The organism is Algoriella xinjiangensis (assembly GCF_900115015.1).
GTDB classification, from domain to species: domain Bacteria; phylum Bacteroidota; class Bacteroidia; order Flavobacteriales; family Weeksellaceae; genus Empedobacter; species Empedobacter xinjiangensis.
Genome location: NZ_FOUZ01000008.1, coordinates 98,590 through 111,056 on the forward strand (window position 1 = coordinate 98,590; position 12,467 = coordinate 111,056).

The following is a 12,467-nucleotide window of genomic DNA, read 5'->3' on the forward strand; positions in this document are numbered from 1 at the left end:
CTATGATTTGGTTAAAATTTTATTTGCCTTTGTATTTGGTGTTGTATATGACGGTAGCATTTGTGCTACCGTCATACCGCACCTTTAAGCAAACAGGCATCAATCCTATAACATTCGGCAAAACGGATAACGCACACGATTATATCGGTTTTGTAATGAAAATATTGATAGCCTTGCTTTTTATAGCGGTATTCATTTATTCATTCAGCGATAAAGCATATCAGTATTTAGTACCCATTTCTTATTTAATGAAAGAAGTGTTTATGATAGTTGGATTAATCTTGATACATCTTTCACTACTCTGGATTTCGGTAGCTCAATATCAAATGAGCAACAGTTGGCGTATTGGTATAGATGAAAATAATAAAACCGAATTAATAACAAAAGGCTTATTTTCTTATAGCCGAAACCCGATATTCTTAGGAATGATAATCAGCGTTACCGGAATATTTTTCATACTGCCCAATGCAATTACATTTTTCCTGATGCTATCCACTTACATCGTTATCCAAATTCAGATAAGATTGGAAGAAAAATTTTTAGAAAAGCAACACGGACAAGAATATTTATCCTATAAACAAACTACTAAAAGATTACTATAATGGAACACAAACATAAATATGATGCACAAGGCAAACAGCTTTGTTGCACACCTCAAGAAGAAAAGATATATACCGATGCCAATGCTAAAATGCTATTGGAAAAACATCACGACGATGATGGACACAACCACGAACACACCGATGATGGAGGTCATAACCACGGAAGTACCGATAAATCTACCTTTCAAATGTTTTTACCTGCTATCATCAGTTTTGTATTATTGATGATAGCCATTGCTTTAGATAATTGGCTTCCGCAATCTTGGTTTACAGGTTGGGTACGAATTGTTTGGTATGTGGTAGCGTATGCACCTGTTGGATTACCCGTAATTAAAGAAGCATTTGAAAGTATCAGAAAAGGTGACGTCTTTTCAGAATTTTTATTGATGAGCATTGCTACCATCGGAGCTTTTGCCATTGGCGAATATCCTGAAGGTGTTGCTGTAATGTTGTTTTATGCCGTTGGCGAAGTATTCCAGACTTTGGCAGTAACAAGAGCGAAAGCTAACATTAAAACGTTGCTCGATCAAAGACCAGATGAAGTAACTATTTTAGAAAATAATCAAGCTAAAACCATAAAAGCAGAAACCGCAAGTATTGGCAATATAATTCAATTAAAACCCGGAGAAAAATTAGGACTAGATGGAGAACTATTATCCGAAACCGCTTCATTCAATACAGCAGCACTTACAGGAGAAAGTAAGCCAGATACCAAAACCAAAGGCGAAATCGTATTGGCAGGAATGATAAACCTAACAACCGTTGCACAGGTAAAAGTAACCACCGCTTATACCGATAGCAAGCTTTCTAAAATTTTAGAATTGGTGCAAAATGCCACTGCACAAAAAGCACCAACCGAATTATTCATCCGCAAGTTTGCAAAAATTTACACGCCGATTGTCGTGTTGTTGGCAGTGCTAATTACTGTAGTTCCTTACTTTTTTGTGAGCGATTATGTATTTAGTCAATGGCTGTACAGAGCGTTGGTGTTTTTGGTAATTTCTTGCCCTTGTGCTTTGGTCATCAGTATTCCTTTGGGTTATTTTGGCGGAATTGGGGCTGCTTCCAAAAATGGTATTTTGTTTAAAGGAAGCAACTTTTTAGATGTAATTGCCAGTATTCAAAATGTAGTAATGGACAAAACGGGTACAATGACCGAGGGCGTTTTCAAAGTACAAGAAGTTATCTTGAAAGCTGAATTTAATAAAGAGGAAATCCTGAAAATGGTAAATGCTTTAGAAAGTCAAAGCACACACCCGGTTGCTACCGCTATCCATCAATATGTAGGTGAAATTGATAGCTCGATAAAGTTAGAAAATACAGAAGAAATTGCAGGCCACGGTTTGAAAGCCAATGTAAATGGAAAAGAATTATTGGTAGGAAATTTTAAATTGATGGATAAATTCAACATCAATTATGATTTAGACCCAACCACAATTGTTTATACCTTAATTGCCATTGCTTACGATGGAAAATTTGCAGGTTACATTACCATTGCCGACAGTATAAAGGAAGATGCACAGCTAACTATTGACAAGTTAAAAGCATTAGGAGTAAAAACCACAATGTTGAGCGGAGATAAAAGCACCGTAGTAAAATTTGTTGCAGATAAATTAGGAATTTATAATGCCTTTGGCGATTTACTACCTGAAGATAAAGTAAATAAAGTAAAAGAAATCAAATCCAAAAACGAAACCGTAGCATTTGTAGGCGATGGTGTGAACGATGCTCCTGTGGTAGCATTGAGCGATGTAGGTATTGCAATGGGGGGTTTAGGTAGTGATGCTACCATTGAAACCGCAGATGTAGTCATTCAGGACGATAAACCGAGCAAAATACCGATGGCAATCAATATCGGTAAGCAAACCAAAAAAATCGTTTGGCAAAATATTACGTTGGCATTTGTGGTAAAAGGAGTTGTTTTAGTTCTTGGAGCAGGTGGTTTAGCCACAATGTGGGAAGCCGTTTTTGCTGATGTGGGAGTTGCATTATTGGCAATTTTAAACGCTGTACGCATACAACGGATGAAATTTTAAAGAATAGTTTGAACAATAAAACCTAACAAATTTAGGTATTTTTATTAGTAACCAAATTTTAAGACTTCAAAATAAACGAATGAATAAATTTTATACCGAAATCCTTTTAAAATTGGAAACAGCAATCAATGAGCTGGAGATTGAAGCTGATTCTTCGATACAGCGGATAGAAACCATTATACATCTTATCGTTGAATGCTTATCTGAAGTAAAGGAACATATTTTAAAAAGTGGATTTCAAAATATTGACGAAGAAATCCACTTTTTCAAACATCAGAAGCCTATTATTGTTTCGAAACTTATTTACTACAATGCCATATATAAAATTGAGGCGAAAAAGCCTTATGGAGCAAAACCAATCAGAAAATATCTTAACAAAGAACTAAAAAAACTCAAAGGGTTCTTTGACAATAACATTGATTTTTATAAATATTACCGCAGTAATAACTCCTTTCTTGACGAAAGATTTTTTGTTCGTGGCAAACACGATATAAAACTATGGTTGGACACAATTTATTTTGAAACGGACCAAAGCTTCTCTACATCCCACGATTATAAAGTAGCTAAAATCATAGCTAATGATTTGATACAAGTTTACATTGAAAACCAATTGAATACTAAAAACTATAATAAGATTTCTCATGAATCTCCTTTAAACTGGACTGGTAACAAAACAGCATTAACCGAATTGATTTACGCATTATATTCACTAGGCGTATTTGAAAACGGAAATGTTGACATAAAGCTTATCTCCAAAACTTTTGAAAGAACCTTTAATATTGACTTAGGTGATTTCTATCATACATTTATGGAACTTAAATCCCGAAAAATAAACCGAACAAAATTCCTTGACAGCCTCCGAGATGCTTTGATTAGAAAAATGGATGAACAGGACTAAATGTAGCTGACACTATTATAATACACCTCTTGGTAAATGAATACCTTTCGTGCGTACTATATTTTCTGAAACCGTTGCAACTTCTTTCTGTTTTTCGGTTTGTTCCGCAGGTTCTTCTTTGGGGTCTGGTGTAATGGACAACTGTATTTTTCTATCGATAGAAGCCAATTCTGTTTTCAATTCGCTTAATCTACTTTCCTTTGTCCACGTATCTTTAACCATTTCCTGAAGTATCGGTAAATCTTTTTTCAGTTCCGTAATTTTCTTTTGTTCCTGCTCGATATAGCCAGGGAGTTTTTCCAATGCATTGAGAAAGTTCATAGATGCCAATTTTGCATCGTTGGCAATGATACCATTATTATAAGTGTATTTGATATTTCCTTCGCCCTGCACCAAAAAGCGATTTACTCTTATATCCACGCCCTCTTTTTCGGACATTTCAGTTTTAACCAACAACGAAAATCCATATAAAGCACCTATTTCTTCATACTGACCTCCTGTGCGGGATTTGTCTGCAATCTGGTTGAGTTTTGCACCAATTTGTTTCATATCCGCATAGGGCGATAAACCATCTAATAAAACAGGGTTTGCAATAGTATTGTCCGAATTTTTCTGTATGCGTTGTTGCAGATTCTTCCAATCAAGACTCATCCGTTCCAATCGTGATTGAGCGCTTTCCAACATAGAAGATACATCATCCAATTTGTATTTAGAACTGACTTTAGAACGGTTGAAAGCCTGCTTTTCGCTTTCCAGTCCTGCAACTTGTTTTTCAATTTTTGCTTTATCCAAAAGGTCGGTATTTCCCGAAAGTATAGCTACATATTCCGAAAAGTTCATACCCGACTTTTCATCCATACTGCCTTCATCAATGGTACGTTTGCCAAGGTTATTAGTTTTAAGTTGGTCTATAAAAAGTTGCTTGTTGTACAAGAGATTGAACTTATAGCTATCCAACGATTTTTCGGTAGCATAAATAATTACATCCACTTTATTGTTTGCAAAATGTTTCGCAATTTCATTGCCCTTTCGTATTGCTCTTCCATCCCTTTGAGTAAGGTCGCTTGGCCGCCAAGGCGTATCTAAATGATGAACTGCAACAGCTTTTTTCTGTGCATTCACTCCAGTTCCAAGCATGCTTGTAGAACCGAAAATCACACGAATTTTACCCTCATTCATATCCTTGATAAGTCCTTTACGTTGGTTATCGTTTTTGGCTTCCTGTATAAAACGAATTTCGTGTGCTGGAATGCCGTGATTTTCCACCAATTTGCGTTTTATTTCAGAATACACATTCCACTCGCCAGGCTTGTAGGTGCCAAGGTCAGAAAAGATAAACTGTGTACCTTTCTGTGCATTATATTGGTTGTAATATTTCGAAATGTTTGCCGCACAATGAGATGCTTTATTGTCAGGATGGTCATCATATCTACCACCAACCATTCGCATATCTAAAGACATCTTTCGGGCATAGTCGGTAGCGATAAGCATTTTAGCTTTTTCTTCTCGTTGCGATAAAGGTGCTCTTCCCAACAAAGTAGCATTGCCCGATTTTGCAAAATCCATCAGATTTTGGATAAATGCTGTCTGGTCGGGTGTTGGTGGAATGTTATACAGTATTTCGTTCTTTTCAGGGCGGTCAATGCCGATATCTTTTGCCGTTCTGTAATCTGTAATTTCAGAATAAAACTGTGCTAGTTCCGGCACTTTAATAAAGTATCGGAAACGTTCTTTTGCAACAATATTGTTGGCAACCGAGAATTCATAATCCGTAGTTTTTCTAGCATAAATTGCAGACCACGCATCAAAACAGTTAATGCCTTGTTTTTCTAAAGCTCTTGGGCGTAGGTATTTGAATAAAAGGTATAATTCCGTAAGCGAGTTACTAATTGTTGTGCCCGAAAGGAAAGTCGCACCCATATCCGCTTGTATTTTGTCTTGAATGGTGCGGATAGCAAAGAGCAGGTTCATTGCCTTTTGGCTTCCATCCACATTTCCCAATCCTGCAACCCTTGTGTGGCGTGTGTTGAACATCAGATTTTTGAATTGATGGCTTTCGTCCACAAATAAATGGTCTATGCCCATCATTTTAAAGTCCACAATATCATCCTTTCGGTTATCAATATCGTGTTGCAGGGTTTTAAGTTTTACTTCAAGGTTTTCTTTACGTTTGATAGCACCAGCAAGCATTCCACGGGTAACTTCGCTACCTTCTGATTTTAGAGCATCGAGATTTCGTTCTACACTGTCTAATTCATTTTCGAGAATTTCCTTTTGCATTTCGGGCGATTGCGGTATCATACCGAATTGGTCGTGGGTTAATATCACACAATCCCAATCGTTGTTTTTGATATCTCCGAAAATTCGCAATCGTTTTTTTGGCGTAAAATCTTCTTTGCCAGGATAGAGAATTTTTGCGTGTGGATAGGCGGTTCTATAAGCTTCCGCAATTTCGTGAACGTTACTTTTCAGCCCTATAATCATCGGTTTGTGTGCCAAACCTAAACGCTTCATTTCTTGTGAAGCCGTACACATTACCAGTGTTTTTCCTGCACCAACTTCGTGGTCACAGATAGCACCATTGTTCAGCTTTATCATCCAAACAGTATCTTTTTGGCTCGAATACAAGTCATCAATACCTAAAGATTTTCTATCCAAACCCGGAAATTCCTGATGGCTTCCGTCATAATTCGGTCGTACAAAACAGTTGAAAGTATTGTTATATTGGTCGGTCAACCTGTTTTTAAATTCGTCGTTTTGAGCGTGAAGCCAATCGGAAAATGCAGTACGGATTTCGTCAATCTTGGTATTCGCCATTTGTACAGCTTCCATATCCCTGACCTTGACTTCTTGGTCGCCAACCTTAATTTTTTTAGTAATATCCGGCGTGGTATTTACGAGTGCGTGTTTAAGCAAAGCAATCCCGTCAAAGGTTCTACTCTCTGATTTTACGGCATATTTATCCCATATATGCACATTCTTTAGGTTGCATTTTACAGAAAAATCATCCGAACTTTCGGAATAATGGATATTGACTGCCGTATCAAACAAGTGCGAAGCAAAACGGGCATAAATCCCCGTGGGTATCCAGCGTTCGCCGAGATTGAAGTCCAGTTCTTCAAACTCAATGCGTCTTGGTTTGGCTTCTTCCAAAACCGTAAGACTTGCTTTGGCTTCCGCATCATCGGGATTACTTTCGAGATAGGTTTTAACCTCAGCGGATTTCTCAATTACATTTCCAGCAATCCATCGTTCGGCTATATCATATTCCTTTCGTAAAGGATTATAGAAAATACGACTGTGTAGGGCTTCTTTCAAAGCATCAATTGGCATACTGCTTATCTCGGACATATAATCCAAATCCACTTTGCCGTATTTGTTTAGTGATGATGCCAAAGCTTCGTCGGGATTGTCTGTTGCTAAAGTGGTAGTAGAAAAAGTAACGGGACGACTGAATATATCCGCTTTATGCACCACACCGCCAACTACACGTTCCAGATAAGGAATTTCTTTCCCTGCACTGTCTGTTTTAATCAATTTGATATTTTCGGCACTGTTCAGATTGCCATATCTTTTTACAAAAATAGCATACAAATTATTCAGCGTTTCCCTTTCTACTGTATGTTCATTTTGTTTTGCGGCTTCTTTTTGATACAAATCGAGATAGCTGTCTCTAACTGAAATGTAGGCTTCGGCTCTTACTTTCTGCAATGGTGGTAATTGCAAGGGATGGAACATAGCAGTTGCATTGTTTTTGTGCACTTCTTGCAAATAACCAACCCAACCATTATCTGCAACAAGACAATTGTTTCGATGGAATGATTGTAATTCTTTGCTATATAATGCAGGTTCGGGAATGGTATTGAAAACGGTTTGCTTTTCAGCTTGGCTATTTCCGTTTATGCCTGAAAATAGGTCGCCGATAACTTCCTCTTTTTTGTCAATTTGTGAAGTATTTCCATTGAAAGCCGCAGGTGTAAGAGATTGTTGCATAACTGAACTGAACAAGTCTGCTTGGCGAATAATATTGGCTCTCCGTTTCGTAGAAGCTTGCTTTAGAGGGCTTTTTTTTGGTGGAGCAATAACCGCTACTGGCTCGTCAACATTTTCAAAAAGGTCAAAAATGCTTAATTGCTTTAATTCCTTTGGATTTACATGAATGTTTATTGGTATTTGTTTAATCGTTATAGGTTCTACAATGGGAACTGTTACATTTGGTGTAATTGGGATTTGTAGGTTTGGTTCGCCTTTGTATAAATTCAAATCCAGATATTTTCCAAAATCTTCTGAAAGCATTTGTTTGAGGTCTTTTGCAATCCCGCCAACACCATCTTTATGCGTATAAATTATGGCTGGTTTTCCATAAGGATCGGTGTCTAATTTTCTATCTGTATGAACAATTCTTGTGCTATCTTGAAAAAAAGCATTGTTTGGTGTATTATATTCTGTTGTCTTGCTTTGGCAAAACAATTCTTCCAATTTGGTCAAACGTTGTTTTGCCGAATTCTTTTGCAGAATAATCAGGTCGCTTCCAACTTCTGTACCTGCATATTCAGTAAATAGATTATTTGGCAATCTAATAACCGAAACCAGATTATTATCCTGCATCAACGCCCTGCGTATCGGTTCGTTTTTTGGGCTGTTTAGAATACCCTGCGAGGTAATAAACGTCAACAAGCCACCATCACGTAGCATATCTGTTCCTTTTAGAAAGAAATAATTATGAATACTTCGGGATGCTTGTATTTTTGCTTCTTCCTTACTTCGGGAATAGGAAAGATCGAATATGGAAGTATCACCAAAAGGGATGTTACTTGCAATTACGTCATAAGTGTTTTGTCCCTTTTCGGGTATTTCCTCAAAACCACTTACACGGATATTGCTTTGTGGATAAAGCTGTTTTAAAATCTTTCCTGTAAGCAAATCCTTTTCATAAGCAGTTACATTGGGTTGCTGGTTTTCGGAAAAGGATTGTATGAAAGAGCCGATACCTGCGGAAGGTTCAAGGAATTTTTGAATGTTCAAACCGCTATCACTCAATGTTGAAGAAATTGCATCTATAACCTGTGGCGGTGTATAAAAAGCCGTCAGCACCGAACTTTTCATACTGTCCACATACCTGCGGTATTGCTTTTCGTCTTCGGAATTTTCTTTTAATAGTTGGTGGAGCTCCTGTGTAAGTGGAAATAAATCATGTTCAGTTTTTCGCCAATTATTGATGTCTATTTCATTTTCTATGGGGTTCAATACGAATTTAAGACCGCCAAATCCGCTGTATTGCATCATTAGCAGTCTTTCGCCTACGGTGGCTTGTTGTTTCTCCTTTTCCAGTTTAAAAGCAATTCGCAGGGCATCAATGTTTTGTTGGAGATGTTGCTTTTTACTGAAGCCCATTTTCCGCTATCCATATTGCGATGGTTCCGGTTATTTCGGTGTAGAGCTGGTCATACTCATAACCATAAGCGAAGTCATCAGTTAGTTCATAGTTGGAGAAAATAGGTTCACAAACACGGAACATTTTTAAAGCAAATGGTCGCAATTCTTCATCTGCCATTATGGTTTCGAACTCATTACAAACCACCTGAAATACGGTATCGAACTTGGAAAAATGTAAACCATCGAAAAGAATATAATTGGCTATTTCGTTACATTTTTCAATATCATTTCCCGATTGAAAAGCACCTTCATAGGCATTGGTAGCCCAAGAGGAACGCTGGTTTATGAATTTTTGGTCGTTTGCTTTTTCGGAGAAACTGGTGTTTAATAATTCTTGTAATCGTAATCTGAAATACGAAAGGTCTTTTTGTGTATCCATACTTTAATTTTGTTTAGAATTTTGCTTGATGTCTAAAATTAAAGAAGGAAGTAAAAGCCATTAAAAAAGTGGTAGGGTTTGGCTTTAGAAGGTAGGATTTGTCGTAATGGACAATAAAAAAACCTCTGAATATTCAGAGGTTCGTTCTATGGTTTTTTTAAGATTTGAAGCATCCTGCCGACTTCAATATCCATTCTCGAAAAGGCAAACCATTTTTTGCCCAGGTCTTTTAGTGATGCTCCAATATGGTAAAGCTCCGTATCGTCAATAATTAAAAAGCGGTCGTGGGCATCGGAGAAAATCTCAATTTCAATGGGAGGATATTGGCTGTTGTACCGTTGTAAATCCAGACGTAACTGATTGCTGATGCTTTTGGTATAGATTGTTGCGGTTACATTATTATTCCGTTTGCCCAATAAGATCAATATCGTGTCATCCACATAATTATCAAGCAGGATAATAGAACTTTTGGCACTTCGGATAATATCCGATACAAAAGTATAAGCATCGAAAATTTGACCATCATAGAAAACACCTCTTTCACTTTGCAGTTTGTCGCTTTCCAAAGCCTTAAAAATATCTTCAAATTTTTGGTCAGCTTCTAATTGTTTTAGTTCAATCTTATCCAAACGATGAAAAAGCGAAGCATTGCTGATGAGCATCCTACGCATTTCTACAAAGGCTTCCATAATTTCTACACTGACTTTAACGGCAATATCCGAACGGAGTATGGCAGAAGCCATTGCAATACCTTGTTCAGTAAAAACATAAGGCAAATAACGCCTTCCGCCGTAGCTCAAACTTGAGGTTCCAATTTGGAACCTCAAGTTTTCAACTTCCTCTTCGGTCAGTTGAAAGCAAAAAGAAGCAGGAAATCTTTCAATATTCCTTTTTACGGCTTTGTTAAGGTTCTTTGTTTCCACTTGGTATAAGGAAGCGAGGTCGCTATCCCGCATTACTTGTTTTCCACGTAGGGAATAAATCAGGTTTTTGATTTCCATTGTGCTAATGCTAGGCTTATTTTCCATTACGTTTATAGCTTTTGTTTTTTTCAAATTCAAAAGAGGTTTTGTAATCCTCATTCAACACTATATAAGCATCGAATTTTTTTCCAGCTTTGCTTTTCATCCCTTTAAGCAGAGCCGTTTTGCCTTTATTGACGAGGCTTTCAATATCAGCAATGCTGATTTGTAGGCCACAAACATTGCGGAACTGTACCCAGTTACAAACTTCATCAGGGCATTTAACAATCTTATCTCTAATAATCAGTTGCTGGGTTTTACATTTTGGGCAAATAAGTTGAGGCAGGTTTTCGTGGGCAATGGTAGTTTGCAACAATTCATTCGTAATAGATTTTGCATACGTTTCCATTTCCTTTTGAAATGCTTCGGCAACAGCTTCGTTGTTTTCAATTTTCTGCAAAGCAAGTTCCCATTCGGCAGTCATAGCCACATCCGCAATTTTTTGGTCTTTGACTAACTCATAAACCTGCAATCCTTTTTCAGTCGGGATTAAAGATTTCTTTTCCCGTTGGATATAATTTCGGGTAAACAATGTTTCAATTATTGATGCCCGTGTTGCAGGTGTGCCAATGCCTATATTTTGCAGAGCTTTACGTTCTTCTTCATTTTCTATCCCCTTTCCGGCAGTTTCCATAGCTGATAAAAGCCCAGCTTCAGTATATAATGCAGGCGGTTTAGTTTGTTTTTCCAAAACCGAGGCTTCTTTTATTTTAAGTTCATCGCCCTTTTTCAGTTCGGGTAAATCCTGCAAAGGTTCGGTGTCATCATCTGCGAAACTTCCTTTTATCGAGCGCCAACCTGGTTCGGTTATCTTACAACCTTTTGCAGTAAAATCATAATGTATAGCTCGTAAAGCAACGTCGGTAATCTCTTTCGTACAAGCTTGAGAAATCGCTTCCAACAGTCGAAAAGCAATCATATCGTAAACTGCATTTTCTTTTGCATTTAATGCCGATGGAATTTTTTCGGTAATCAATAATGCGTGATGGTCGGTTACACGCAAATCGTTCACGATGCGTTTATTGAAACGTCCCCATTTTATTTTAGACAAGGCTTGTTTGCAGTTTTCACGGTCCTGTAATGCTCTTATAAGATTGGGGATTTCAGCCCACATATCTTCGGGAATATATTTGCTTCCGGTACGAGGATAAGTGATGAATTTCTTTTCGTAAAGGCTTTGGGCAATGTTCAGCGTTTCTTCGGCAGAAAGGTTTAGCTTTTTATTGGCTTCTTTTTGCAAACCTGTCAAGTCAAAAAGCAAAGGCGGTTGTTCCGTTACGCTTTTGATTTCTATGGACGTGACCGTTACCATATTATTGTTTCTTTCGATGGTTCTCAATGTATCGTCTGCCAGCTTTTTATCTTCCCATTTGGTTGTGGAAACACTTTTAAAACCAATCATTTCTTTGTGATGCAACAATTGTATCTGATAATATTTCTTTATTGAGAATTTCTTGTTGTCGAGATAACGTTTGCAAATCAAGGCAAGTGTTGGTGTTTGCACTCTTCCGAGCGAATAAATCCCATTTCCTGCAACAATGCTCAATGCCTGCGTAGCATTAATTCCTACAAGCCAATCGGCACGGCTTCTGCCTTGTGCAGATTGATACAATCCGTCAAATTCTTTTCCGTTTTTGAGGTTATCAAAACCTTGTTTAATGGCTTTTTCAGTTAATGAACTTATCCATAATCTTTGAAAAGGTTTGTTGCATTTGAGGTATTCGTAAATGTACCGAAAGATGAGTTCGCCTTCACGACCTGCATCAGTAGCTACAATAATACTATCGCACCGATTAAATACTTGCTCAATTATTTTCAATTGCTTTAATGCACCTGTATCAGCTACATAACTTTTGTCCTTTTTTACTTTACGAACGGTTAATAAAAATGGGTTAGGAAGTATCGGAAGCGAAGCTTTCTGAAAACCTGATATTCCGTAATCTTCGGGCATTCCTAATCCAATTAGGTGTCCAAACGCCCACGTAACACAATAGCCGTTGCCTGTCAGATAGCCATCCTTTTTTTCGGAAGCACCCAACAAGCCGGCTATTTCTCTTGCTACGCTTGGTTTTTCTGCAATTATTGCTTTCATAA

7 protein-coding genes are annotated in these 12,467 nt (G+C 37.5%); 3 read left to right on the forward strand and 4 right to left on the reverse strand.

Annotation, left to right across the window (positions count from 1 at the left end; translation table 11 throughout):
* The first annotated feature begins 2 nt into the window (after positions 1 to 2).
* The 3 genes from BM072_RS09020 to BM072_RS09030 all read left to right on the forward strand — a co-directional run bounded on the left by BM072_RS09020 (position 3) and on the right by BM072_RS09030 (position 3,536).
* Entirely contained in the window at positions 3 to 602 is a 600-nt protein-coding gene (locus BM072_RS09020; protein ID WP_092908334.1) for a methyltransferase family protein, read from the forward strand.
* A complete protein-coding gene (locus BM072_RS09025) occupies positions 602 to 2,638 on the forward strand; it encodes a heavy metal translocating P-type ATPase (protein WP_092908335.1) in 2,037 nt (678 codons plus the stop codon). Before BM072_RS09020 ends, BM072_RS09025 begins: the two co-directional genes overlap by 1 nt.
* Positions 2,639 to 2,717: 79 nt before the next feature.
* A complete protein-coding gene (locus BM072_RS09030) occupies positions 2,718 to 3,536 on the forward strand; it encodes an RteC domain-containing protein (protein WP_092908336.1) in 819 nt (272 codons plus the stop codon).
* Positions 3,537 to 3,551: 15 nt separating this feature from the next.
* Here the strand turns inward: BM072_RS09030 and BM072_RS09035 are convergent, their stop codons facing one another.
* The 4 genes from BM072_RS09035 to BM072_RS09050 form a co-directional block, all read right to left on the reverse strand.
* A complete protein-coding gene (locus BM072_RS09035) occupies positions 3,552 to 8,930 on the reverse strand; it encodes an N-6 DNA methylase (protein WP_092908337.1) in 5,379 nt (1,792 codons plus the stop codon).
* A complete protein-coding gene (locus tag BM072_RS09040) occupies positions 8,917 to 9,351 on the reverse strand; it encodes a DUF1896 domain-containing protein (RefSeq protein WP_092908338.1) in 435 nt (144 codons plus the stop codon). The genes BM072_RS09035 and BM072_RS09040 overlap by 14 nt, the downstream gene beginning before the upstream one ends.
* Positions 9,352 to 9,497: 146 nt before the next feature.
* On the reverse strand, positions 9,498 to 10,379 hold the full coding sequence (locus BM072_RS09045; RefSeq protein WP_092908428.1) for an ORF6N domain-containing protein: 882 nt from the start codon (positions 10,377 to 10,379) through the stop codon (positions 9,498 to 9,500).
* The gene (locus tag BM072_RS09050; protein WP_092908339.1) at positions 10,369 to 12,465 is read right to left on the reverse strand and encodes a type IA DNA topoisomerase; all 2,097 of its coding nucleotides are present in this window, start codon (positions 12,463 to 12,465) and stop codon (positions 10,369 to 10,371) included. The genes BM072_RS09045 and BM072_RS09050 overlap by 11 nt, the downstream gene beginning before the upstream one ends.
* Between the last annotated feature and the right edge of the window lie 2 nt (positions 12,466 to 12,467).

Bases quoted from the DNA above. Each gene is read 5' to 3' on its own strand.
- BM072_RS09020 (WP_092908334.1), top strand. From the start codon at position 3: ATGATTTGGTTAAAATTTTATTTGCCTTTGTATTTGGTGTTGTATATG.
- BM072_RS09025 (WP_092908335.1), top strand. From the start codon at position 602: ATGGAACACAAACATAAATATGATGCACAAGGCAAACAGCTTTGTTGC.
- BM072_RS09030 (WP_092908336.1), top strand. From the start codon at position 2,718: ATGAATAAATTTTATACCGAAATCCTTTTAAAATTGGAAACAGCAATC.
- BM072_RS09035 (WP_092908337.1), bottom strand. From the start codon at position 8,930: ATGGGCTTCAGTAAAAAGCAACATCTCCAACAAAACATTGATGCCCTG.
- BM072_RS09040 (WP_092908338.1), bottom strand. From the start codon at position 9,351: ATGGATACACAAAAAGACCTTTCGTATTTCAGATTACGATTACAAGAA.
- BM072_RS09045 (WP_092908428.1), bottom strand. From the start codon at position 10,379: ATGGAAAATAAGCCTAGCATTAGCACAATGGAAATCAAAAACCTGATT.
- BM072_RS09050 (WP_092908339.1), bottom strand. From the start codon at position 12,465: ATGAAAGCAATAATTGCAGAAAAACCAAGCGTAGCAAGAGAAATAGCC.